We start from the raw sequence: 23,796 nt of genomic DNA, 5'->3' as shown, positions 1-23,796 counted from the left end.
GCCGGCTTGGGGTCGACAGCTGATTTTCTAGAAATCGGGTGTTGGCCGGCGTTGTTCTCTGCGGTATGATTTAATGAGAAGATTCTTTATGTCAAGATACTTTATGGTGAGACAATGGACAGAGCCGCAAGGGCTGTCGAACAATGGCAAAAAGAGCGTCCGGACCTCGACGTCCGTCCGATGTCGGTGCTGGGGCGGTTGAGGGAGGCAGCCTCTCTGATCTCACGCGACCGGCTCAATCCCCTGTTTGCCCGGTTCGGGCTGCAGGCCGGTGAATTCGATGTGCTGGCGACGCTCCGCCGCTCCGGGCCGCCTTATGCGCTGACGCCCACGGCCCTTTATGAAGCGACGATGGTGACCTCAGGCGCCATGACCAACCGGCTCGACCGGCTGGAGAAGGCCGGGCTGATTGCACGCGCCCCGCATCCCGACGACCGGCGTGGCGTGATCGTGCAACTGACGGAAAAGGGCCGCGCACTGATCGACGAAGCCGTCACCGCACATGTCGAAAATGAGCATCAGGTACTGTCGGGACTGACGCGAGCGGAGCAGGATCGGCTGGCGGAACTGCTGGAAAAGTTGATCAGGAGCGTGGGTTAGAGCTTTTCGGGTCTGACAGAGTCGCTAGTATATCTCTCGCGGTTCCGCGTTCATCGAGCCGGCCGATGCGTTGCGCGGGCCAGTCTCCTGTGGTGCAGCCAATCACCGTAGTCGAGCAGGAGCTTCACGATCCATTGAGGCATCCCGATGCCGCGTAAGGTGCCTTCCATCCGCTCTCGTAGACGTTTCCTTTTTGCTGCGTCGCTCAAATCCATATTCGACAATGCGTCCAGCTTTCGCGCAGCCCGCTGGCGGACCAATCCGCCCTCGGGTAATTTGGCTGAAAAGGCGATTTCTCGGCGGATGCAGACGCCTTCAACGTCGAATCGAATATTCTCTTCATAACGAATGCCGTGACGCCACAAACGCGCATGCGTCGCCTCGTGCACAATCAAGGCAGCGACCATCTCCGTCGTGGTTTCGTTATCCTGAACAAAGCGACTATCAAGTTCGCAAGTCCATGACGGTGGGTCGAAGCGGCCAATGCAGCCGGGAAGATGCCTCAGCCAAATGCGTTTGAGGTCTCTGGTAAGGCGTCGGTATCGCACCGGATCGTGCAGCCGAATGAGAGATAAGCCGGCATCCACCCGGTCCATCGCCTTCTTGTACGGGCTAAGAATTGGCAACCCGTCAATGGTCCGGCTGTCGCATTGCTTCAACAGCACCCGCTCGAGGAACCCCGTGATCCCCCGACGCTCGTGCTCAGGCGACCCTTGGCTCAGTTCCTGTCCTCCGGAAACACTGGGATCGGCATGAACTCGACGCCGTCCTCGATCAGGCCGCGCGCCTCCTCGGTGGTGGCTTCGCCATAGATGCCGCGCGGGTCGGCCTCGCCGAAATGGATTTTGCGCGCTTCCTCGGCGAATTTGTCGCCGACGTAGTCGGCGCTTTCGCGCATCTTTTCAGACAGCGCCTTCAATTGCGCCATCGCCTGCTTCTGCGCCTCGCCCATGGCGAGCGCGATCTTTTCCTGCTTGCGGCCGGTGGAAACGGCAGGCGCCATTAGGGCCTTCTTGACCTTGTGCGAGCCGCACGCCGGGCACTCGACGAAGCCGCGTTTTTTCTGCGTTTCGAAATCGTCATTGTTGCGGAACCAGGCCTCGAAGCCGTGTTCGTGCTCGCATTCGAGCGAAAACCGTATCACGACGCCGCTCCCCTGAGCGCTGCCTCGGGCGGCCCTGCCTGGGCCAGGCCGAATTCACGCGCATTCTTCAGATTGGGTATCTTCTTGCGGGCGGCGGCCGAGAGGCTGGTGTCTATCTCGGCCACGATGACGGCGGGTTCGTCATGTGCGGCCTCGGCCAGCACGCGGCCCCACGGATCGACGATGAGCGAATGGCCGTAGGTCTCGCGGCCGTCCTCATGCAGCCCGCCCTGCGCGGCGGCGATCATGAACGCGCCGTTCTCGATGGCGCGGGCGCGCAGCAGCACGTGCCAGTGTGCCTCGCCAGTCTGCCGGGTGAAGGCCGCGGGAACGGTCAGCACATCGGCGCCGGCCAGCGCCTCGGCGCGGAACAGTTGCGGAAAGCGCAGATCGTAGCAGATGGCGAAGCCAAGCTTTCCGAAGGGCAGGTCGGCGACGACGCCCTCGCGGCCCGGCTCGTATGCGGCGGATTCGCGCCAGCTCTCGCCATTGTCGAGATCGACGTCGAACATGTGGATCTTGTCGTAGGTCGTGACGATCTTCCCGTCCGGCGAAAACAGCAGCGCCCGGTTGGCGAGCTTGCCGTCGGCGCGCAGGATTGCCGTCGAGCCGACATGCAGGTAGATGCCGAGTTCGGCGGCGAGCCTGGCCGACGCAGCGAATATCGGGTCGCGGTCCTGCGTGGTGAACAGCGAATTGCGCGCCTCGCGGTCGCGCACGATAGCGCCGGTCATTTCGGGCGTCTGGATGTAGGTCGCGCCTTGCGAGGCCGCGTCGCGCACCAGCTTTTCCAAATCGGCGGCGTTGCGCTTGGGGTCCGTGCCGGAACGCATCTGGATCGCCGCGGCCTTGAACATGCTCATGATCTTGTTCCTACTTCAAAGTGCCGGTGGCGAGCAGCCCGTCGAGCCGCCCTTGCGCGTCCAGCGCGTGCAGATCGTCGCAGCCGCCGACATGGACGTTGCCGACGAATATTTGCGGGAACGTCGAGCCGCCATTGGCGCGGTCGATCATCTCGCGGCGCAGTTCCGGCGAAAACGAAGCGTCGTGCTCGGTGTAGGACACGCCCTTCCTGTCGAGCAGCCGCTTGGCCGCCGTGCAGTAGCCGCACATCATGCGCGTATAGATCGTCACATCAACCATGATCGGTCCTGTTGCCTGAAATCTATATAGTCTGCGCTTCGCCGGGCTGAAAGTCCCCCGGCAGAACCCGCGCGAAGGTCAGCACGTCGACCGCCTTCGCGCCGCTTTTCTTCAGCGCGCGGGCGACGGCTGAAACGGTCGCGCCGGTGGTATAGACGTCGTCGACCACCAGCACGCGCCGGCCTCGCACTTCGATGTCGGCTTCGGGCGGCACGCCGAAGGCGGCGCGGACATTGTCCTCGCGCTCCCTGAGCGGCAGCCCGACCTGCTGGCGCGTGCGCTTGACGCGCCTGACGGCGTCCGGCGCAAAGGGCAGGCCGGACATGGCAGCGACCGTGCGGGCAAGCTCGGCCGACTGGTTGAAGCGTCGTTGCAAAAAACGCCGCCAGTGCAGCGGCACGGGCACGACAACATCGGCCTCGGCGAGGAGTTCGGCGCCGGCCCTCAGCATCCATCGCGCCATCCACGGCGCGAGATCGGTTCGGTCATGGTATTTCAGTCCCTGCACCATCTGCCGCGCCACGCCGGAATAGGCGACCGCTGCCCGCGCCCGCTCGAAAGGGGGCGGGTTGGCGATGGCCTCGGCCGACAGGAAGCCTTCGCCCATATCCTGCGAAAACGGTGTACCCATCACCGCGCACCACGGCTTTTCAAGGAATTTGAGACTCGGCCAGCAGGCTGCGCAGAGCGCGCCCGGCTGCGAGACATGGCGGCGGCAGCCGGCGCAGACCGGCGGAAACAATATTTGCGCCGGCCATCTCATGGCGGCGAGGGTAAGCGACTTGATCTCAGCCATCGGATCGGCCACGAGGTTGCTGCGTTGACCGAACATAGCAGAAGCGCGGGGAAGCGCAGCCGCCTCGGCCAGGTCGGGAAAGGAATTTGTGGCGTTGCAAAAGCTGTTCGACACGGAACTCTCGATCGCCCGCAAGCGCCGGGCGCTTGCGCAGGCCGTTCCCGGCGCGGAGTTCCTGATGGCGCGCGCGGCAGAAGACCTCATAGAGCGCCTTTCCGCTGTCGAGCGGCGCTTCACGAAGGCAGCTGCGCTCTACTGCGTGACGCCTGCGGCGCGCGACGCGGTGCTGGCCAGCGGCAAGGCCGATGAAGTGATCCGGATCGAGGCGGATGCGGCTTTCCTTGCCGGAGAACCGGGCATGGTGGCCGCGCCCGAGCACTTGCCGCTGGAAGCCGGCAGCATCGACCTCGCCGTTTCGCTTCTGGCGCTGCAGGAGGCCAACGACATCCCGGGCATGCTGGTGCAGATCCGCCGCGCGCTGAAGCCGGACGGGCTGTTCCTGGGCTGCATGGCCGGCGCGGCCACCCTTACGGAGCTGCGAGATTCGCTTCTGGCGGCCGAGATCGAGCTTTACGGCGGCGCCAGCCCGCGTGTCATCCCGTTCACTGATGTGCGCGATGCAGGCGCTCTGCTGCAGCGGGCCGGTTTCGCGCTGCCGGTCGCCGATGTCGAGACGGTGACGGTGCGATACGACAATCTGTTCGGCCTGATGGCGGATCTGCGCGCCATGGGCGCCGCCAACGCGCTGGAGGCGCGCTCGCGGAGGCCGGCGACGCGGACGCTGTTTGCCAAAGCGGCGCAAATCTACGCCGAACGCCATTCCGATGCGGACGGGCGGATCAGGGCGACGTTTTCCCTGGTGTGGATGTCGGGCTGGGCGCCAGATCCTTCGCAGCAGAAGCCGCTTAAGCCAGGCTCGGCGCAGGTGTCGCTGGCCAAGATTCTCGGCCCTTCGGACGGCGCCTGACCGTCCGCGCCGGCTATCAACGTTTTAGCACTTCCTGAATACGGCTGTTGTTGCTGTCCCAAAGGGCGGCTATTGAATTGCCGGCACTGCCGACACCGCCGATGATGGCTAGCGCAATCAGTCCGGCGATCAGGCCATATTCGATGGCCGTCGCCCCTGTTTCGTCTTGGAGAAATCGCCCGATCAATGGTCGCATAGGTCGTAACCCCTTTGCGTTTACCCTAGGGAAAACCTGTTAAGAAAGGTTAACGCCGCAGGCTTAACAGCCGGTGAAAGGTGGGTTCAGCAATCGCCGCTACGTACGCCGTCGCTGCGGATGATGCAGACGGCGTCCGGCGACGACTGCAGCACGCTCCTGCGGATGGTGTAACTGGTCGTGCCGCCAATGCTGCCGGTGCTCATCAGGTCGACGCTGGCGTTTCGGGCGAAGAATCCGCTCCGGCCTTCGAGCAATGGTGCGGCGATCAGCGCCAAAGCAACCGCCGCGGCGCCGAACAGCAGCGTGATGCGCAGCGCGCCCCATTCGCTATAGGAATCCATGCGGGTTCTCCCTCAAGCCGTTTCTTCAATTTTTCACGGTTGGATAAACGTTCCATTAACGCTGCTGCAGCGCTAGTTCGGGCAGGGCCCTGGTTTTGCCGCTGAGTGTAGCGCCAAGCGGCAGGATTCCCGGTAGCAGGCCCACCACAGAGCCCATCGCCTGCGCGCCCGCCGGATTGAGCGCGATCGATGCGAAAGCGTCGGCGGCGTGGATGCGTGTCGAAAACTGCCTGAGCCAGGCCGCCGAATAGCACTTTGCGGCTGCTTCGCGCGCCGAACGGTCCCAGACATCGACGCCGTCCAACGCGGCGGCAAGCAACCAGCCGGATTGCAGCGCCATGGAGATGCCCTCGGCGATGATCGGATGGGACTCGCCGGCGCAGTTGCCGGCGCGGAACACGCCTGCGGCAAAGCGCGTGCGGATGCCCGGCCGGATAGGCCCGGCGGCAAGCCACTGCCCGTCGAGCGAGGCTTCGCCGATGGCTTCCCGAGCGCCGCAGCATGACGCAACTATATGCCGGTGCACGGCATCCGCCGCCCCGCCGCCGTATGTCCGGCGTATCTCGGCCAGCCGGTCGCGCCGTATGCAACAGGACAGCGAAAGCCTGCCGTGGTCGGCCGTGACCATGCCGCCATAGCCGCCCGGAAACACCAGTAGCGGCATCAGGTCGGCGGGTAGGGCGGAGTGCCGGAAATGCGCCTTGAAGCCGAAAAGATCCGAGCGATGGTTGCGCTTCGGCAGATGGCTGGGCAGGCTGCCCGGCTCCCAGGAGCCATGCGCCGCGATCACCACCGGCGCGCGGAGCTCCAATTCGCGGTCGCGTGACGCCATCCGCACGACGCTGACGTTTTCGTCCGCGACGATGTCTGTCGCGCGGAACGGCTGAAAAACCTCCGCCCCGGCGTCACCGGCCGCCTCAAGCAGAAGCTCATCCAGTATGTCGCGGCCTAGCGCGCGTCCGTAGCCGCCGCCGGAAGCGCGCGGCATCGCAGCGGTCACGCACCGTTCGCCGGCGAAAAGTCCGACGCGCCGGATCTCGGGTCCGGCCTCGGCCCGCCATGCGTCGGCGACGCCCAAACTGTCGAGAAGGGCGATGTTGGTCGCCGAGATGAACTCGCCGCAAACCTTGCGGCGCGGAAATTCCGCTTTTTCGACGATAGCGACGGCGCGGCCCTGCCGGGCAAGCGCCAATGCGGCGCAAGAACCCGCCGGACCCGCCCCGATTATGACCGCGTCATAGATCATCGATGCTTCGCTCCGCGCGGTTCGCTGCGAAGACATGGGTGAACAGGCCCGCGCCGCGCTCCTCGAGATGGTCGCTTTCAGCCGGCCAGAGTGTGGAGAGTTCCGAATGGCGAAACCCGGCGCGCACGCTCGTCGGCGCATCGTGGCGGGTGACGTCGCCGGCGCCGACCGCCCAGAGCAGGCGCGAGGCAGCATGCGCGAGGCCGGTCCGGCGCGGCTCGGCCGCCACGAAGACTGGCGCCAGAAGCCGCAACGCCGAGAACAACCGGGCGAGATCGGCGTCGGCGAAATGGTGCAGGAAAAGATTGGCGGCGACGACATCGAAACGGACGTCGCCGGCGGAATGAAGCCAGTCGAAGACATCGGCGGTGATTGCCGTGGCCTGCCAGCCGAGTTCGGCGAACGCAACGCGCCGCTCCGGCGTCACCAGGTCGGCCCGGTCGAGAAGCGTCAGCTCCACAGCCGGCCAGCGTTTCGCGAGTCGGCGCGCGACCCCGAGCATGAAGGCCCCGTCGCCTGCCCCGATCTCCAGGATGCGGCGCGGCGGCGAAGCAACATGGCGACCGAGCAACCGCGTCATGATCGCCTGCTGGAACATCAGCCCGTTGACGCGGACGAGGTCGCGCCGGGCGGCGATCGCACGCGGGTCCTTCTCGGCAAGCCCGTCGAGAATTTCGGGTTCCACGAGGCGGTCGGCAAGGCCCGGCATTTTACGCTATCCCGAATATCATGGTCTCGGCCGTCAGCCCGGGGCCGAACGCCATGGCGCAGCCGAGTTGGCCGGGCGCGGCCGCCTTCAGCATCCGCTCCAGCACGAACATGATGGTCGCCGAGGACATGTTGCCGTTCGCCCGCAGCACTTCGCGCGAATCCTCCAGCGCTTGCGGGCCGAGATCGAGCGCCCGTCCGGCGGCGTCCAGCACTGACCGTCCGCCCGGATGGATTGCCCAGAGGTCGATTTCGTCGGCCGGCCGACCGTGCAGTATCGCGCCTATGCCCCCGCCGAGGATTTCCTGGAGCGCGGCCGGAACCTGGCCGGAAAGATACATGTCGAAGCCGTCGTCACGAATATGCCAGCTCATCAGGTCGCGCCGCTCGGGCGCGATCGCGGCATGAAAGCCGTCGAGCCGCAAGCCATGCGGCTCGGCGGTGACGAGCGCCGCTGTGCAGCCGTCGCCCCACAGGCAAAAAGACAGGAGTTTTTCGAGATCGTGCGTTTCCTTGAGGTGCAGCGTGCAGATCTCGACATTGACGACCAGGACCCGCGCCTCCGGCTCGGAGCGAACGATGTGCCGCGCCAGTTTCAGCCCGTTGATCGCGGCGTAGCAGCCCATGAAGCCGATCATGGTGCGTTCGACCGAGGGCGGCAGGCCGCACCGGGCCATCAGTTCGAGGTCTATGCCGGGTGCGGAAAAGCCTGTGCAGGTGGCGACGATCAAATGGGTGATGCCGGAGTGCTCGGCCTCGCGCAGCAGCCGTTGGACGGCCTTTGCCGCGAGTTCGGGCGCGGCCCGGTCGAACATCTCCATGCGTTGCCCGGTGCCCGGAAACGCGTCGCGCCGAAAAATCCCGCCGCGGTCGAGAGCCCCGCTCGACGGGTCGTCGGTCGGCGCGAAGCAGGAATAGCGCTGCTCGATGCCGGCCCTGTCGGCCATGCGGCTGAATATTTGCTGGCTGCGCGGATCGGCGGCCAGCAGCGAAGCCGCAAAATCGAGGAAAAAGCGGTGCACCTCATGGTCCGGCACGGCCGTCGCGATGCGGTTCACATAGGCGTCGGCTGGCATGCGATCGGTTCCCGGCGGCTTCACGTCAGAATAACGTTGCCGGCGGGGCATTTAGTTCCGCGATTGGCTATTCCGACTAGATCGGGGAATGGGCTCTAGCGTCACTCAGCGGAAGGCCGATTACGTCTTTCACAAATCGTTCGCGGGAGGCAGGTAGCGGTGATAGGAATCGCTAATGCATCCGCTGCTCCTATTCCCGAGACTGCCGATCTTCGCGCTATTCACGGCATTTGTGATACTGCACATGCTTTTTGATCGGATCGGCACAATCATAGGGCTATTCGTTTTTTGCGGCGGGTTCCTTGTGTACTTAACCGTCTTTGCCCTTGTTGCGGACAAAGAAGACCGGAACCGCCGAGAGCAAGACTAGACACCCCTACGTCGGCAGCAAGATAAAAGCCGCAGTCGCGATCTACAGCAGGTCGATCAGGAACGGGATCAGCGGGACGTCGGCCGGCGGCATCGGATAGTCGCGCATCTGGCGCGGGCGCACCCATTTCAGCGCCTGGCCCTCATGCGGGTGAGGCGTGCCCCAGAAGCGCCGGCAGACGAAGAGCGGCATCAGCAGGTGGAAATTCTCGTAGGAATGGCTGGCGAAGGTCAGCGGCGCGAGGCAGGCGGTCTTGGTCTCGATGCCCAGTTCTTCACGCAATTCGCGAATGACCGTCTCCTCCGGCGTTTCGCCGGGCTCGACCTTGCCGCCGGGAAATTCCCACAGCCCGGCCAGCGGCTTGCCCTCCGGGCGCTGCGCAATGAGCACGCGCCCGTCGGCGTCGATCAGTGCGCAGGCCGCAACCAGCACCACGGGCTTGACCCCGTCCGTCATCATGCCTCCGGCGGCCGGCGATAGTGATAGCGGTAGATCTCGGAGAATCCGATCGAGCGGTAGAGGCCGAGCGCCGCCTCATTGTCGGCCTCGACCTGCAGCCAGGCTTCGCGGGCGCCGCGCAGGCGCGCCCATTTCAGCGACGAAAGCACGATGCGCCGGCCGTGGCCCTGGCCACGATGCGCGGCGTCCGTCGCGATCTCGAACAGGCCGGCGAGGTCGCCGTCATGCACGCAGATCGCAGTGGCCAGCGGCTCCTCGTCATGCTCGACCACAAACAGCCCGGCCTCGGGCTGGATCGAGTCGAGGATTTCGGAAAGGCCGGGCCGCAGCGCTGCGTCGGACCCGTGGACCTTCAGCGCCGCGCCGATGAAGCGCCCCATATCCTTGAGCGGGATCTGGTCCATCGCCTCGGCGATCGCCGCATCGTCGAGCGGCATGCGCATGACCAGCGATTCCGAGAACACCGACCAGCCCTCGGCGTCGAGATGGCGCGACAGCGCGACGCCCGAGAGAGGCGACATGCGAAAGGTCAGCGGTCTGCCATAGGCGTCGAAGCGGCGCGCAGCGCGGGCGATGCGCTCCTCTATGTTGACGACGTCGCCCGGATCGAGCGGATTGACCGAGTTCAGCCGCTTCGCCGGATGGCCGGCCGTCAGCCGCACCAGCCATGTGCCGTCATAGTGGACAGCCGCCGCCGGCCAGGCGCGAAAGCCCGCCGCCTCGTAGCGGCGCACCTTGGCGAGTTCGGGGAGGGGAGAGGTGTTGGACATAGGCAAATCTATGTGAGGAAGGCCGCGTCAGGCGTCCGGCAGAGTGGAATTTGCATGCAGTCTCTCAGCTCCGGTAGTCGCCGTTGATGGCGACGTATTCCTTGGTGAGGTCGCAGGTCCACACCGTCGCCTTGCCACGCCCGATGCCGAGATCGGCGCGGATCGCGATCTCGTCGCGCTTCATATAGGCAGAGGTCGCTGCCTCCGAATAGTGCGGGTCGCGCTCGCCCTCGACTGCCAGGCGGTTGTCGCCGAACCAGATCGACAGACGGTCGCGGTCGGCCGGCTCGCCGGCCTTGCCCACTGCCATGACGACTCGGCCCCAATTGGCGTCCTCGCCGGCCACGGCCGTCTTGACCAGCGGCGAATTGGCGATGGAAAGCGCGATCTTCTTTGCCGAGCGCGAGGATTTCGCGCCGGTGACTGTCACCTCGACCTGCTTGCGCGCGCCTTCGCCATCGCGCACCACCTGCAAAGCGAGATTCTTGAGCAGCCGGTTCAGCGCCCGCCGGAACTGGGCGAGGCGCGCATCCGCCGGATCGGCGATCCGCGGTGCGCCACGCTTTGCCGCGGCGCCGGTGGCGAAAAGCATCAGCGTGTCGCTGGTCGAGGTGTCGCTGTCGACGGTGACCGCGTTGAAGGTGGCGCCGACGCCCTTCGACAGAAGGCTCTGCAGCACCGTGGCCGAGAGCGGCGCGTCGGTCGCCACGAAGGACAGCATCGTCGCCATATCGGGCGCGATCATGCCCGCGCCCTTGGAGATACCGTTGATCGTCACCTCGGCATCGCCGAGCTTTACGGTTGCGGTCGCGACCTTCGGATAGGTGTCGGTGGTCATGATCGCCTTGGCGGCCTCAGTCCACAAATCGGGCTTCGCTTCTCTCACCATGCCGGCTAGAAGGTGGCTGAAACGGCCGGCATCGAGCGGCTCGCCGATGACGCCCGTCGAGGCCAGAAACACTTCGCCGGTTTCGCAGCCGGCCGCGTCGGCCGCCGCCTTGCCGGTCATCGTGGTCGTCTCGCGGCCTTTCTTTCCGGTAAACGCGTTGGCATTGCCGGAATTCACCACCAGCACGCGCGCCTTGCCTCCGGCGAGGTTCTCGCGGCAGAAATCGACCGGCGCGGATGGGCATTTCGAACGGGTGAATACGCCCGCCGCCGTGGTACCCTCGTCGAACACCATGGCGAGCAGGTCGGTGCGGTTCTTGTATTTGATGCCGGCTTCGGCAGTGGCGATGCGTACGCCCTCGATCGCCGGCATTTTCGGATATTTCTTGGGCGCAAGCGGTGAGACGGTGGCGGACATGGATCCTCGAACGATCGCCGACAGGAAGACGTTCGTTTGCCCTAGTGCAGTCCGCCGCGCAAGTCTCCCCGAGAGTTGCGCGTTTCGGCGCTGTCATCCAGCGATAGGCCCCAAACAACCCGACCGCCAACCGGCGAGGTCGGCTTGGCGCGCACGCCCCGCGCCTGAAAAAATCAATCCGCCTTTATGCCGGACGCCACGGCGTCCACAAAACGGGCGACGATCGATCCGTCCTTGTCGAGCCTTGGATTGAGGATGGTGATGTCCATGCCGATAACCCGTCCAGTCGAAAAGGTTTGCCGCAGGACATGGACGAGTTCATCCCAGGCGAGCCCGCCTTCGACGATGTGATCCACGGCAGGCATGATCTCGGCGTTGAGCACGTCCGCATCCAGGTGCAGCCAGAACCCGTCGAGCCCGGCGAGACGAGCGAGCGCCTGGCTAGTCACTGCTGCAATGCCGGCGTCGCGAATGCGCGCGAGATTGATCAGTTCGACGCCGCTGTCCTCGATCCGCTGGCTGCCGTACTCATCGGAATCCTGTTCGTCGCGGCGGCCGAAAGCGACGACATCCTCCTCTTCGACCAGCGGCGAGTTGCCATCCGGCCTGGCGAGAACCGTGTCGTGGCGGCCGACGGCGATTGCCAGTTCCATGGAGGCGACCTCTCCCTTCGGCTCCGCCGAGGGTTGGAAGAAATCCGCATGCCCGTCGAGGAAGAGCAGGCCGGAACGCCCGCGCCGCCGCGTGGCCAGCAGGCATCCGAGCAGGATCGAGCAGTCGCCGCCCAGCACGACCGGCATTTCGCCCCTCGCCAGCAGCGGCTCGATCGCATCCGCCAGCGTGACGGTATAGGCGGCGATCCCGGCGAGGTTCAGAACGCCCGTCGCGGCATCGACTTTCGCCTCATGCGGCGGCGAGGGAATTTCGCCGCCGCGCCGCGCGCCGATCCTTTCGGCAAACCCAGCGGCGAGCAGCGCCTTTGGCAGCGTTTCCACACCGCCCGACGACAGGCCAAGCCTCGACGGGGCTTCCAGGATGGTCCTTTCATTCATGCCGGGTGAACGGCTTCGGCCAGCCAGGGTTGCATCGCTCCTGCCATCTACTGCCTCGTAGGCTCGGTGATCAGCGGCTGGCCGGATTGATGAAGCCGCGGAAGAGCTTCTGCACGCCCGGAATGAGGCCCCAGATGATGGTGACGACCATCAGCGGAACGATGACCAGCGTGCGCTGCCATGTGGTCCAGCCGTCAGTCAGCGGAATGACGATATAGAGCAGCCCTGTGATGAGCGGATAGACGCCGAGCATCACCAGCAAGGCGAAGCGCGGACGCGAGAAGCGGGTGGGTGCGGGGGAAGTGCTCATAACGAATCTCCAACGAAACGGTACGTTCCGTTAAATAGAACGAACCGTTTCGTTTCGTCAAGCCTTCATGCTATGATGCGTTGAAAGGTTTCAGGGAGACTAATGGAAAAGCCACCCGAAAAAGCGCGCCGCTCGATCGGCGCCAAACGCAATCCGGACAGCGCCGACGCTATTCGTGATGCTGCGGAGGCGGTCCTGCTCGAGGCAGGCTATGCCGGTTTTTCCATCGAGGCGGTCGCCCGCCGCGCCCGCGCCGGCAAGCCGACCATCTATCGCTGGTGGCCCAGCAAGGCCGCTCTTCTCCTCGACGTCTATCAGCGCCAGAAGCGCGATATCGACTATGCCGATACGGGTTCGGTCGAGGAGGATATGTTCCGCTTCCTGAAAAGCCTGTTCAGGCAATGGCGGGAAACGCCGGCCGGCAGCATCTTCCGCTCCTTCGTGGCCGAGGCGCAATCAGACGCGACCGCATCAGCCGCGCTTGCCGATTACGCCAGGGAACGGCGCGCCCATACCGGCCAGATCGTCGAGCGCGCCAAGGCCAGGGGCGAGGTCGCCGCCGACGCCGATCCCACTCTCGTCGCCGACATGCTGTCCGGCTATGCGTGGATTCATCTTTTGACGAACCGCCTCGACGAAGACGACGAGACGATCCGCAAAGCGGTTCGGATCATAGCCAAAAGCCTGCTCGCCTAAGCTTGAAATACTCCCCGCCACGCACGGCGAGGCGGCTAATTGGTGGCGACCGCCTCCAGGACGCGGATCTGATCGGCGGTCCTGCTGATCTCGACTTTGACCGGCGGCATTCCCGCCCCGCGCGGCGTCGACAACGTCATGGTCTGACCGGATACCAGGACCGTCTCGAAGCGAACGGCCTCGCCGGCGTCGTTCTGGGCGAGCGTGGCGACCACATGGTAGCCATCCGGTTCGACGGTATAGTAGGCGATGCCGGTCATGGTGCCGAGGTCGATGCTGCGCGAATGCATCGGCTTCAGGTCGTCGGCCGCGGCAACGCTGCCGAGTGTAAGAAGCGCCAAAGCTGCAACAGCAATATTCTTGAATGTCATGTTCCGCTCCTGTTTCAGGCCGGTGCCCGGCCCCTTTTTCAGTGGTGCGGAGAACTATGGTCGCGATGTTTCAGGCAAATGCCGCGCTTCCAGCAGTTTGTTTCAGAGCGGAAACGAATTCCGCGGGTGTTGTTACCGGTACAAAGCTGGTTGCGGCTCGCCCCAATGACGATGACCTATGCCAGCGAGGCTGTCGGCGCTGACGCCGGCAATCAAGGCACCCTGCCCTAACCAGGCGCCCCTGGATTGCGCCCTTAAATTTCATGTTCGGGATGATGATGCTGACGCGCTGCCGCTAACCGCATGATCCCACGGATCATGCGGCGAAGACCAGACGGTGCGCCGGATCATACAGCATGGGCGGACGCCGATCCTTGCCGGGCGGCAGCGGCCGCGATGATGCCTACTGCCCGCCGTCGACCTGCTCGACCGCCTTCTTCAACTCGGCGTCGGCGATGTCGACCTTGGCCGCGCCGCGCAGCGACTTGACCAGCGCGAAATAGTTCTCGCGCAGCAGGATCGAGCGGATCTGGTCCTTCACCTGGTCGAAGGCGGGCGGCTGCTGGGTGCGCTTGTCCTCGATTTTGATGATGTGGAAGCCGAACTGGCTCTGCACCGGCTCCTTCGAATAGGCGCCGACATCGAGCGCGAAGGCCGCCTTCTCGAATTCCGGCACCATCTGGCCAGGACCGAAATAGCCCAGCTCGCCGCCCGTTTCCTTGCCGCTCGGATCGGTGGTGTTTTCGTTGGCGAGCTTTTCGAAATCGCCGCCGGCGTCGAGCTGCTTGATGATCGCGTCGGCCTCTTCCTTGGTCTTGACCAGTATGTGACGCGCCTTGACCTCGTTGACCGGCGGCGCGTTCGACACTTCGGTGTCGTAGCGCTTGCGGATCTCCTCGTCGGTGATCTTGGCCGATACTTCCGCGTCGACCACGGCGCTGTGCAGCGCGCGCTGCTGGAGGAAGGCCATGCGGCGCTCGAATTCGGGATCCTTGTCCAGCCCCTTGGCCGCGGCTTCCGAGGCAAGCAGCCGGATTTCGATCAGCGCCGACAGAGCCGCGGCGCGGCGCTGCTCGGGCGGAAGGCGGGAGAACTGCTGGTCGAGGTCGGCCTCGGCCAGCGTCAGGTCGGCCTCGGTGATCGACTGGCCGTTGACGGTGGCGACGACCTTCGCCGGGTCGGGAGCCGCCTGTGCCGGGGCAGCCGGCGCGGCGGGAGCCGGCGCGGTTTCCTGTGCGCCTGCGCTGATCGCAGCAAGAACGCTGATGCCGACGGCCATGCCGATGCCGGCGAGCGCGGCGCGTGGGTGCTTGATGCTCATACTATACTCCAATCCGGTAACTGAACGCGCTTCAATCAGCCTGAATGTGGCGGAATTCGGCGCGCCGGGCAGCATCGCTGCAACGTTGACATCGCTTCTGCCCCCTCTTATCTGTCCTTCGTCTTTGCGTCCAGAACCGTTTTCCGGGCGCTTTTTCACGTTCGAATCTGCCTCGGCACATTCTGGCGGGTTCGGCCGGCGCCCGGCCGGCACATACGGATTGAAAGAGCACTTGATGGTCAGTTTCGGCGGCATCGCCCGTAAAATTTTCGGCTCCTCCAACGATCGCCGCGTCAAGGCGACGCGTCCAAGAGTGGAGGCGATCAACGCGCTGGAAGGCGAAATACAGGCGCTGTCGGACGAGGCGCTCAGGGCCCGCACCGACCAGTTCCGCCAGCAGCTTGCCGACGGCGCCAGCGTCGACGATCTTCTCGTCCCCGCCTTCGCCACGGTGCGTGAGGCGGCCAAGCGCGTGCTCGGCCTGCGCCCCTTCGACGTGCAGCTCATCGGCGGCATGGTGCTCCACGGCGGCAACATCGCCGAGATGCGCACCGGCGAAGGCAAGACGCTGGTGGCGACGCTGCCGGTCTATCTCAATGCGCTCGAAGGCAAGGGCGTCCATGTCGTCACGGTCAACGACTACCTGGCAAAGCGCGACTCCGAGTGGATGGGCCGCATCTACAACTTCCTCGGCCTGACCACCGGCGTCATCGTTCACGGCATGACCGACGACCAGCGCCGCGCCGCCTACGCCGCGGACGTCACCTACGCCACCAACAACGAGCTCGGCTTCGACTATCTGCGCGACAATATGAAGTATGAGCGCGCGCAGATGGTGCAGCGCGGTCACAATTACGCGATCGTCGACGAGGTCGATTCCATCCTGGTCGACGAGGCGCGCACGCCGCTGATCATTTCCGGTCCGCTCGAGGACCGCTCGGAAATGTACAATACGGTCGACGCCTTCATCCTCAAGCTCGAGCCGGCCGACTACGAGATCGACGAGAAGCAGCGCACCGCCATCTTCACCGAGGAAGGCACCGAGAAGCTCGAAAACATGCTGCGCGAGGCGGGCCACCTGAAGGGTGAATCGCTCTACGATGTCGAGAACGTCGCCATCGTCCACCACGTCAACAATGCGCTGAAGGCGCACCGCCTGTTCCAGCGCGACAAGGACTACATCGTCCGCAACGGCGAGATCGTCATCATCGACGAGTTCACCGGCCGCATGATGCCGGGCCGGCGCTATTCCGAGGGCCTGCACCAGGCGCTCGAAGCCAAGGAACATGTCCAGATCCAGCCGGAAAACCAGACGCTGGCCTCGGTGACGTTCCAAAACTATTTCCGCATGTACAAGAAGCTGGCCGGCATGACCGGCACGGCGGCAACCGAAGCCGAGGAATTCGGCAATATCTACGGCCTCGAAGTGACCGAAGTGCCCACCAACCTGCCGGTCATACGTATGGACGAGGACGACGAGGTCTACCGGACGGTCGAGGAGAAATACAAGGCCATCGTCCGCGAGATCCGCGAGGCCAATCAAAAGGGCCAGCCGACGCTGGTCGGCACCACCTCGATCGAAAAGTCCGAGCAATTGGCCGAGCGTCTGCGCAAGGACGGTTTCCACAATTTCGAGGTGCTGAACGCCCGTCATCACGAGCGCGAGGCGGCCATCGTTGCACAGGCCGGCAAGCCCGGCGCCATCACCATCGCCACCAATATGGCCGGCCGCGGCACCGACATCCAGCTCGGCGGCAATGCCGACATGCGCATTGCCGAGGAACTTGGCGACATGCCGGCCGGCCCCGAGCGCGAGGCCAAGGAAAATGCCATCCGCGAGGACGTGCAGCGGCTGAAGGAAAAGGCGCTGGCAGCCGGCGGGCTCTACGTGCTCGCCACCGAGCGCCATGAATCGCGCCGCATCGACAACCAGCTCCGCGGCCGTTCCGGCCGCCAGGGCGACCCCGGACGTTCGAAATTCTTCCTGTCGCTGCAGGACGACCTGATGCGCATTTTCGGCTCCGAGCGCATGGACGGCATGCTGCAGAAGCTCGGCCTCAAGGAAGACGAGGCGATCATCCACCCCTGGATCAACAAGGCGCTGGAAAAGGCGCAGAAGAAGGTCGAGGCGCGCAACTTCGACATCCGCAAGAACCTCCTGAAATTCGACGACGTGCAGAACGACCAGCGCAAGGTGGTGTTCGAGCAGCGCCTCGAACTGATGGACGGCGAGAACCTTTCCGAAACCATCGCCGAGATGCGCGAGGGCGTGATCGAGGAACTGGTCACCAAGCACATTCCCGAAAATGCCTATTCCGAACAGTGGGATGCTGTCGGCCTCAAGGAAGGCGTACGGCAGTTCCTGAATCTCGATCTGCCGATCGAGGACTGGGTCAAGGAAGAGGGCATCGCCGAAGAGGACATTCGCGACCGCATCACCGAGCGTGCCAACGCCGCCGCGGCCGAACGCGCCGAGCGCTTCGGCCCCGAGGTGATGGCCTATGTCGAACGCTCGGTCGTGCTGCAGACGCTCGATCATCTCTGGCGCGAGCACCTGGTCAACCTCGACCATCTGCGTTCGGTGGTCGGCTTCCGCGGCTATGCCCAGCGTGACCCGCTGCAGGAATACAAGGGCGAAGGCTTCGAGCTGTTCCAGGCCATGCTCGGCAATCTGCGCCAGGCCGTCACCGCGCAGTTGATGCGGGTGGAACTGGTGCGCGAGGCCGCCGAGGCGCCGCCGCCGGAAGCGCCCTCAACCTTCGGCCATCACCTCGACGCCACCACCGGCGAGGACGATTTCGGCGATGTTGCTGTCGCCGTGATGCCGGATTCGCGCGTCGTCGCGCCAGAGGACCGCGATCCCAAGCGGCCCGACACCTGGGGCAAGGTCGGCCGCAACGAGGCCTGCCCCTGCGGCTCCGGCAAGAAATACAAGCACTGCCACGGCGCCTTCGCCTAGAGCATGGTCCCGAAAAGTTGCAGACTTTTCGGACAAGATCATGCGGCAAACAAGAGGTTAGAGCCCCCATTCCGATTCAATCGGAATGGATCAGGCTCTAGGCGACAGGCGTTACAAAAGGGCGGCGAAATCAGGTTTCGCCGCCCTTTGCTATCCAGATGGAATCCGCCCCGACCGCAAGACAAGACTGCGTCTAAGCACTGGCCCGAGAGTCGTTCTGCCCGCTCCTGCCAACCATGGCGACGATGATTTCATAAAGTTCGGCCTTCGCCTCTTCGATCGTGATCTCTTCCGCCACGGCTGCGTTGGAAAGGGCCGTGGCGGCCCCCAGCATCGCTCGCAAGGCCCCGGGCGTTATCGAGCCTTCGGCGAAAGGTTCGAGGGCGGCTCGGCATTTCTCCAGAAAGACCGCTTCGTATTCACGTTTCACCTGCTCGAGTTCCGGCGAACTGGTCAGGGCCGAGATCACTCCCGGTATCTCCCGCCCCTGCGCCAGCACGCAGTCGACATAAGACGACGCGATCACCGACGCGCGGTCCACGAGCGTCGGCTCGGTGGCCTCGATCGCACTGTCGATGATCGCCGTCTGGCGCGCATCGAAATCCCGATAGAGGGCCAGCAACAGGCCGGCGCGTGTCCCGAAGTGATCGTAGACCACGGGTTTCGTGATGTTCGCCTGTTCGGCGAGGCGCGGCAGCGTCAGTGCGTCGGTGCCCTCCGCGCGCGTCAGCCGCCAAGCCACGTCCAGAAGCTGCTGCAGCCGCTCCTGCCGCGTCAGGCGGCGTCGATGCGCAATGGCGCCATCATCCATTTTCACGGTTGACATGCTTATATACCAAAAGTATATTACTAAAAGTATATAGACGCTCCCTTCGATCCGCAATCACTCAACAGGAGTTCCACCATGCACGCGCTTATCGTCGTCGCGCATCCCGTTCCCACGTCGCTGAGCCACGGCGTGGCCGCGCAAGTCGCGCAGGGCGTGATCCAGTCCAGTCCCGGCAATTCCATTGAGGTCGCGGACTTAGCCGCGGAAGCGTTCGATCCGAGGTTCAACGCAGCCGACATCGCCCTCTATCGCAGGGAGGCCGCTGCTCCTGCGGACGTCGCCGCCGAGCAGGCCAGGATCGACCGGGCCGATGCGCTGGTGCTGGTCTATCCCGTCTACTGGTGGTCGATGCCCGGCCTGCTCAAGGGCTGGATCGATCGCGTCTTCGCCAATGGCTGGGCTTATGAAGAAGCGACCGACATCAAGCTCACGAAAAAGCTGCACCATCTCAAGGTGCATCTCGTCGCCATTGGCGGCGCCAACATGCGGACCTATGCGCGGCACGGCTATTTCGGCGCCATGCGAACACAGATCGACCACGGCATCTTCGATTATTGCGGCGCGAAGGTCGTGGCGTCCGAACTTCTGCTCACGCCGGAGACATCCGACACCAGTGAATTGCTGAACGCCGCGCGAGGCATTGGCGGGCGCATTTTTCCGCCTCGCCGAGAGCCCGGAGCCGCGCGGGCGGCCTGACGTCAGATCGCAAAAAGAGGCGGTGACCGATGGCCGCCGTCCTCTCTGATGCTGTAGCTGCGATATTTGGCCATGGTTCTCTCGCCGAAAACCAGCCACGGCGCATTCGCTTGATGCTGGCGCGCAGCGCGTTTCAGATGCCGGAGCCGTCGATCTGGATTTCCTCGCCCTCGTAGGGAGCCGGTCTGGAAAGCGGCTCCCGGTCGGGACTGGGCATCGGCAGCGGCATCCAGCAGATCAGTTCCGGTTCGGCGTAGCCGATGATCGCTCCGGGCGTGGAGTCGGCGGCGCGCCAACCCTCCATGCCGAACTGGTCGGAACGCGCCCAGTAGACCACGTCGACATCGGCCGGGCCCTGTTCGACAGGCCTGATCGTCGCCAGGAACCGGCTGCCGTCCTTCGGCGCGGTCGACATGTGCCGCCATTTATCCGTCGCGTCCATCGGTTCCTCCGTGCGCGCATTGTTGTGCGTGAAGCGACGATGGTCAATGCGGGGCGTACGCCCACTCCTTGCGGAAGCATGGGTATTTGGATAAGGAGGTCCGCGACTTCCGCGCCGGGCATCAGTGCGGTTTCTTCCATTCAATCCCTTGGGCTTCCTGGCCCGGGCACCCGCGAAAAGGCATCAAGTCTTCATGGCGCGCATCGTGATGAAATTCGGCGGAACCTCCGTCGCCGACATCAGCCGCATCCGCAACGTCGCGCGCCATGTCAAACGCGAGGTCGACGCAGGCCATGAGGTCGCGGTGGTGGTTTCGGCAATGGCCGGCAAGACCAACGAGCTTGTCGCCTGGACGCGCGAGGCCTCGCCCATGCACGACGCCCGCGAATATGACGCCGTTGTCGCCTCGGGCGAGCAGGTCACGGCGGGGCTTCTGGCCATCGCGCTGCAGAATATGGGCGTTCACGCGCGCTCCTGGCAGGGCTGGCAGATCCCGATCAAGACCGACAATGCCCATGGCGCCGCGCGCATCCTCGAAATTGACGGCTCGTTCCTGATCACGCGCTTCGGCGAGGGTCAGGTCGCCGTGGTCGCCGGCTTCCAGGGCATCGGACCCGACAACCGCATCGCCACCCTGGGCCGCGGCGGTTCCGATACCAGCGCCGTGGCGATTGCGGCTGCGGTGAAGGCCGACCGCTGCGACATCTACACCGATGTCGACGGGGTCTACACCACCGACCCGCGCATAGAGCCGAAGGCGCGGCGGCTGGCGAAGATCTCCTTTGAGGAAATGCTCGAAATGGCGTCGCTCGGCGCCAAGGTGCTGCAGGTGCGCTCGGTCGAGCTTGCAATGGTGCACAGGGTGCGCACATTCGTGCGATCGTCCTTCGACGATCCCGACGCGCCCGGCATGGGGGATCTGGACAATCCGCCCGGAACGCTAATTTGCGACGAGGATGAAATCGTGGAACAGCAGGTCGTCACCGGAATCGCCTACGCCAAGGACGAGGCCCAGATATCGTTGCGCCGGGTCGCCGACCGCCCCGGCGTCGCCGCCGGCATATTCGGTCCGCTGGCCGAGGCCAACATCAATGTCGACATGATCGTCCAGAACATTTCCGAGGATGGTTCGCGCACCGACATGACCTTCACCGTGCCGTCGGGCGACGTCGGCAAGGCGCTGGCCGTGCTCGACCGCATAAAGGAATCCGTCGGTTTCGACGTGGTCCAGCACGACGAGGGCATGTCGAAAGTGTCGGTGATCGGCATCGGCATGCGGAGCCATGCCGGCGTGGCGGCCACCGCCTTCAAGGCGCTGGCAGACAAGTCGATCAACATCCGCGCCATCACCACGTCGGAAATCAAGATCTCGATCCTGATCGACGGCCCTTATACGGAACTTGCAGTTCGTACTTTGCATTCCGTCTACGGTCTGGATAAGCAATAGTCAGACGAGTTTTTGCGGTCTCGGATTCGCCGGCGCGTCGTGGAGGCTGCGCCGGAGCTGAGAATTTTGGAGACGATGCCTTGATGCGTGACCTGGCCGGCGGCCCGCGCGTTCTGTTGAAACGGCTCCGCGAGCTCATGGCGGAGCCGCTGGAGCCGCAGGAGCGGCTCGACAGGATCGTCCACGACATCGCCCAGAACATGGTCGCCGAGGTCTGCTCGCTTTACATCCTGCGCGCGGATTCGGTGCTCGAACTCTACGCCACCGAAGGCCTCAATCCGGGTTCGGTGCACCTTGCGCAATTGCGGCTCGGCCAAGGTCTCGTCGGCACCATTGCGGCGAGCGCCCGGGCGCTGAACCTGTCGGACGCGCAGGAGCATCCGGCCTTCGCCTACCTCCCTGAGACCGGCGAGGAAATCTACAATTCGTTCCTCGGCGTGCCGGTCTTGAGGGCAGGGCGCACGCTCGGCGTGCTGGTGGTGCAGAACCGCACCAAGCGCCACTACCGCGAGGACGAGGTCGAGGCGCTGGAGACCACGGCGATGGTCATCGCCGAGATGATCGCCACCGGCGATCTCGCGCGGCTGACGCGGCCGGGACTGGAACTCGACCTTCGCCGCCCGGTCAGCTTCAAGGGCCTGTCCTTCAACGAAGGCGTCGGTCTCGGCCATGTCGTGCTGCACGAGCCGCGCATCGTCGTCACCAACCTGTTCAACGAGGACAGCGACGAGGAGATCGGCCGGCTCGAGAAAGCTCTGTCTTCGCTCAGGCTCTCAATCGACGACATGCTGTCGCGCCGCGAAGTGGCTTTCGAGGGCGAGCACCGCGAAGTGCTGGAAGCCTACCGCATGTTCGCCAACGATCGCGGCTGGGTGCGCCGCCTCGAAGAGGCGGTTCGCAACGGCCTGACGGCGGAGGCCGCGGTTGAGAAGGTGCAGAGCGACATGCGCGCGCGCATGCTGCACATGACCGATCCCTATCTGCGCGAGCGGATGAGCGATTTCGACGATCTCGCCAACCGCCTGCTGCGTCAGCTCATGGGCCGCTCGCCGGACGACATCGCATCGTCGCTGCCCAAGGACGCGATCATCGTGGCGCGTTCGATGGGAGCGGCCGAGCTGCTCGACTACCCGCGCGAGAAGCTGCGCGGGCTTGTGCTCGAGGACGGCGCGGTCACCAGCCATGTCGTCATCGTGGCGCGCGCCATGGGCATACCGGTGTCGGGCCAGGTCAAGGGCGCCGTCTCCATGGCGGAAAATGGCGACGCCATCATCGTCGACGGCGACGAGGGCTCGATCCATCTCAGGCCGCAATCCGACCTCGAAGCCGCGTATGCCGAGAAGGCGCGTTTCCGCGCGCGCAGGCAGGAACTCTACCGCGAACTCCGCAACAAGCCGTCGCTGACCAAGGACGGCGTCGCCATCGACCTGATGATGAATGCGGGCCTGGCCGTTGATCTGCCGCAGCTTGCCGAGGCGGGCGCCGCCGGCATCGGGCTGTTCCGCACCGAACTGCAGTTCATGGTGGCCTCTACCTTCCCGCGCGCCGAGGCGCAGGAACGGCTCTACCGCGACGTGCTTGATGCGGCGCAGGGCAAGCCGGTGACCTTCCGCACCATCGATATAGGCGGCGACAAGGTGCTGCCTTACTTCAAGGCCTCGGTGGTCGAGGAGAACCCGGCGCTCGGCTGGCGCGCGATCCGCCTGACGCTCGACCGGCCGGGGCTGCTGCGTTCGCAGATACGCGCGCTGCTGAAAGCCGCGGGCGGCCGCGAGCTCAGGGTCATGCTGCCCATGGTGACCGAGCTCGGCGAGATTGCCCAGGCGCGTGAGATTATCGACCGCGAAGTGCGGCATCTGTCGCGTTTCGCCCATCATCTGCCGACCAGCCTGAAGCTCGGCGCGATGCTGGAAGTGCCGTCGCTGCTGTGGCAGCTCGACGAACTGATGCAGGCGGTGGACTTCGTCTCGGTCGGATCGAACGATCTGTTCCAGTTCGTCATGGCGACGGACCGCGGCAATACACAGCTCTCCGATCGTTTCGATCCTCTGTCGGTGCCGTTCCTGCGCGTGCTCAAGCACGTCGCCGACGCCGGGCACCGCACGCACACGCCGGTGACGCTGTGCGGCGAACTCGCCGGACGCCCGATCTCGGCCATGGCGCTGGTCGGGCTGGGCTACCGCTCGATCTCGATGTCGCCGGCCTCGATCGGCCCGGTCAAGGCCATGCTGGCCGAACTGCCGCTCGGCGAACTCAAGGCGTTCATGGCCGACAATCTGGCCGGTCCGGCGGCCAATTTGCCGATGCGCGCGCTGCTTCACACTTTCGCCGACGACCGCGGCATTCCGCTTTAGGCGACGGGCGGAAGGTCCAGGGTGACCGCCGGCGAGCCGAATGCGACCAGGCGATGAGACACCCGAAATTCTTATTGCTGAGCAAAATTGCTGAGCAAAGCTGACATTGAATTTGGCAGGGCCGCTTTGGGCGCCGAATCCTGCGCCGTTGCTAAGCCGCTGGAACGCTATAGTTAAACACAATGGCTTGCCGC

At 64.5% G+C, this 23,796-nt stretch carries 26 protein-coding genes; 7 read left to right on the top strand and 19 right to left on the bottom strand.

Annotation, left to right across the window (positions count from 1 at the left end):
• Positions 1-114 precede the first annotated feature (114 nt).
• Positions 115-600 (top strand): MarR family transcriptional regulator, encoded by a 486-nt coding sequence (locus ABVK50_RS21855; protein ID WP_353644584.1) that lies wholly within the window; start codon positions 115-117, stop codon positions 598-600.
• A gap of 50 nt (positions 601-650) precedes the next feature.
• Here ABVK50_RS21855 and ABVK50_RS21850 read toward each other — a convergent pair whose 3' ends face one another.
• From ABVK50_RS21850 to ABVK50_RS21830, 5 genes are read right to left on the bottom strand one after another with little or no spacing between them, the layout of a single operon-like run.
• Complete coding sequence (locus tag ABVK50_RS21850; RefSeq protein ID WP_353644585.1) at positions 651-1,259, bottom strand: hypothetical protein; 609 nt, start codon at positions 1,257-1,259, stop codon at positions 651-653.
• A 59-nt stretch (positions 1,260-1,318) separates the two neighbouring features.
• Positions 1,319-1,744: a DUF1178 family protein gene (locus ABVK50_RS21845; protein ID WP_353644586.1), complete on the bottom strand. Its 426-nt coding sequence runs from the start codon at positions 1,742-1,744 to the stop codon at positions 1,319-1,321.
• The gene (locus ABVK50_RS21840) at positions 1,741-2,607 is read right to left on the bottom strand and encodes a carbon-nitrogen hydrolase family protein (protein WP_353644587.1); all 867 of its coding nucleotides are present in this window, start codon (positions 2,605-2,607) and stop codon (positions 1,741-1,743) included. The genes ABVK50_RS21845 and ABVK50_RS21840 overlap by 4 nt, the downstream gene beginning before the upstream one ends.
• A 10-nt stretch (positions 2,608-2,617) precedes the next feature.
• The gene (grxC, locus tag ABVK50_RS21835) at positions 2,618-2,887 is read right to left on the bottom strand and encodes a glutaredoxin 3 (protein WP_353644588.1); all 270 of its coding nucleotides are present in this window, start codon (positions 2,885-2,887) and stop codon (positions 2,618-2,620) included.
• A gap of 22 nt (positions 2,888-2,909) precedes the next feature.
• Positions 2,910-3,695, bottom strand: coding sequence for a ComF family protein (locus ABVK50_RS21830; RefSeq protein ID WP_353645857.1), 786 nt, complete (start codon positions 3,693-3,695; stop codon positions 2,910-2,912).
• 82 nt (positions 3,696-3,777) lie between these two features.
• On the opposite strand from ABVK50_RS21830, the gene ABVK50_RS21825 reads away from it, so the two are divergent.
• A complete protein-coding gene (locus ABVK50_RS21825) occupies positions 3,778-4,650 on the top strand; it encodes a methyltransferase domain-containing protein (protein WP_353645858.1) in 873 nt (290 codons plus the stop codon).
• A gap of 16 nt (positions 4,651-4,666) precedes the next feature.
• On the opposite strand, the gene ABVK50_RS21820 is transcribed toward ABVK50_RS21825, so the two are convergent.
• The 10 genes from ABVK50_RS21820 to ABVK50_RS21775 all read right to left on the bottom strand — a co-directional run bounded on the left by ABVK50_RS21820 (position 4,667) and on the right by ABVK50_RS21775 (position 12,487).
• Positions 4,667-4,846: a Flp family type IVb pilin gene (locus ABVK50_RS21820; protein WP_353644589.1), complete on the bottom strand. Its 180-nt coding sequence runs from the start codon at positions 4,844-4,846 to the stop codon at positions 4,667-4,669.
• 86 nt (positions 4,847-4,932) lie between these two features.
• Complete coding sequence (locus ABVK50_RS21815; RefSeq protein WP_353644590.1) at positions 4,933-5,190, bottom strand: hypothetical protein; 258 nt, start codon at positions 5,188-5,190, stop codon at positions 4,933-4,935.
• Positions 5,191-5,245: 55 nt separating this feature from the next.
• Positions 5,246-6,436 carry an NAD(P)/FAD-dependent oxidoreductase gene (locus tag ABVK50_RS21810; RefSeq protein WP_353644591.1) on the bottom strand — a complete coding sequence of 397 codons (1,191 nt, stop codon included), beginning with the start codon at positions 6,434-6,436 and terminating at the stop codon, positions 5,246-5,248.
• Entirely contained in the window at positions 6,426-7,145 is a 720-nt protein-coding gene (locus tag ABVK50_RS21805) for a methyltransferase domain-containing protein (protein WP_353644592.1), read from the bottom strand. The genes ABVK50_RS21810 and ABVK50_RS21805 overlap by 11 nt, the downstream gene beginning before the upstream one ends.
• Position 7,146: 1 nt before the next feature.
• The gene (locus tag ABVK50_RS21800; protein ID WP_353644593.1) at positions 7,147-8,220 is read right to left on the bottom strand and encodes a type III polyketide synthase; all 1,074 of its coding nucleotides are present in this window, start codon (positions 8,218-8,220) and stop codon (positions 7,147-7,149) included.
• 412 nt (positions 8,221-8,632) lie between these two features.
• A complete protein-coding gene (locus ABVK50_RS21795; RefSeq protein WP_353644594.1) occupies positions 8,633-9,046 on the bottom strand; it encodes a (deoxy)nucleoside triphosphate pyrophosphohydrolase in 414 nt (137 codons plus the stop codon).
• Positions 9,046-9,819, bottom strand: a complete 774-nt coding sequence (locus ABVK50_RS21790) for a GNAT family N-acetyltransferase (RefSeq protein ID WP_353644595.1) — start codon at positions 9,817-9,819, stop codon at positions 9,046-9,048. Before ABVK50_RS21790 ends, ABVK50_RS21795 begins: the two co-directional genes overlap by 1 nt.
• Before the next feature lie 64 nt (positions 9,820-9,883).
• Positions 9,884-11,125 carry a bifunctional glutamate N-acetyltransferase/amino-acid acetyltransferase ArgJ gene (gene argJ, locus ABVK50_RS21785; protein ID WP_353644596.1) on the bottom strand — a complete coding sequence of 414 codons (1,242 nt, stop codon included), beginning with the start codon at positions 11,123-11,125 and terminating at the stop codon, positions 9,884-9,886.
• Between the two features lie 173 nt (positions 11,126-11,298).
• Positions 11,299-12,177 carry an arginase family protein gene (locus ABVK50_RS21780; protein ID WP_353644597.1) on the bottom strand — a complete coding sequence of 293 codons (879 nt, stop codon included), beginning with the start codon at positions 12,175-12,177 and terminating at the stop codon, positions 11,299-11,301.
• Between the two features lie 70 nt (positions 12,178-12,247).
• Positions 12,248-12,487 (bottom strand): hypothetical protein, encoded by a 240-nt coding sequence (locus tag ABVK50_RS21775; RefSeq protein ID WP_353644598.1) that lies wholly within the window; start codon positions 12,485-12,487, stop codon positions 12,248-12,250.
• A gap of 102 nt (positions 12,488-12,589) precedes the next feature.
• Between ABVK50_RS21775 and ABVK50_RS21770 the strand changes: the two genes are divergently transcribed.
• Complete coding sequence (locus ABVK50_RS21770) at positions 12,590-13,183, top strand: TetR/AcrR family transcriptional regulator (protein WP_353644599.1); 594 nt, start codon at positions 12,590-12,592, stop codon at positions 13,181-13,183.
• 35 nt (positions 13,184-13,218) lie between these two features.
• Here ABVK50_RS21770 and ABVK50_RS21765 read toward each other — a convergent pair whose 3' ends face one another.
• On the bottom strand, positions 13,219-13,554 hold the full coding sequence (locus tag ABVK50_RS21765) for a hypothetical protein (RefSeq protein ID WP_353644600.1): 336 nt from the start codon (positions 13,552-13,554) through the stop codon (positions 13,219-13,221).
• A 403-nt stretch (positions 13,555-13,957) separates the two neighbouring features.
• Positions 13,958-14,875 carry a peptidylprolyl isomerase gene (locus tag ABVK50_RS21760; RefSeq protein ID WP_353644601.1) on the bottom strand — a complete coding sequence of 306 codons (918 nt, stop codon included), beginning with the start codon at positions 14,873-14,875 and terminating at the stop codon, positions 13,958-13,960.
• A 235-nt stretch (positions 14,876-15,110) separates the two neighbouring features.
• On the opposite strand from ABVK50_RS21760, the gene secA reads away from it, so the two are divergent.
• A complete protein-coding gene (secA, locus tag ABVK50_RS21755; protein WP_353644602.1) occupies positions 15,111-17,834 on the top strand; it encodes a preprotein translocase subunit SecA in 2,724 nt (907 codons plus the stop codon).
• Positions 17,835-18,027: 193 nt separating this feature from the next.
• On the opposite strand, the gene ABVK50_RS21750 is transcribed toward secA, so the two are convergent.
• On the bottom strand, positions 18,028-18,645 hold the full coding sequence (locus tag ABVK50_RS21750) for a helix-turn-helix domain-containing protein (RefSeq protein ID WP_353644603.1): 618 nt from the start codon (positions 18,643-18,645) through the stop codon (positions 18,028-18,030).
• Between the two features lie 93 nt (positions 18,646-18,738).
• Between ABVK50_RS21750 and ABVK50_RS21745 the strand changes: the two genes are divergently transcribed.
• Positions 18,739-19,359, top strand: coding sequence for an NAD(P)H-dependent oxidoreductase (locus ABVK50_RS21745; protein ID WP_353644604.1), 621 nt, complete (start codon positions 18,739-18,741; stop codon positions 19,357-19,359).
• A 133-nt stretch (positions 19,360-19,492) separates the two neighbouring features.
• On the opposite strand, the gene ABVK50_RS21740 is transcribed toward ABVK50_RS21745, so the two are convergent.
• Positions 19,493-19,801, bottom strand: coding sequence for a hypothetical protein (locus ABVK50_RS21740; protein WP_353644605.1), 309 nt, complete (start codon positions 19,799-19,801; stop codon positions 19,493-19,495).
• A gap of 193 nt (positions 19,802-19,994) precedes the next feature.
• Here ABVK50_RS21740 and ABVK50_RS21735 point away from each other — a divergent pair, with 193 nt between their 5' ends.
• Together ABVK50_RS21735 and ptsP are read left to right on the top strand one after the other, a co-directional pair.
• Positions 19,995-21,248: an aspartate kinase gene (locus ABVK50_RS21735; RefSeq protein WP_353644606.1), complete on the top strand. Its 1,254-nt coding sequence runs from the start codon at positions 19,995-19,997 to the stop codon at positions 21,246-21,248.
• Between the two features lie 83 nt (positions 21,249-21,331).
• A complete protein-coding gene (gene ptsP, locus ABVK50_RS21730) occupies positions 21,332-23,602 on the top strand; it encodes a phosphoenolpyruvate--protein phosphotransferase (RefSeq protein WP_353644607.1) in 2,271 nt (756 codons plus the stop codon).
• Positions 23,603-23,796 lie beyond the last annotated feature (194 nt).

It is taken from the genome of Mesorhizobium sp. WSM2240 (assembly GCF_040438645.1).
GTDB lineage: Bacteria > Pseudomonadota > Alphaproteobacteria > Rhizobiales > Rhizobiaceae > Allomesorhizobium.
This window is presented reverse-complemented; position numbering and strand designations above follow the sequence as displayed.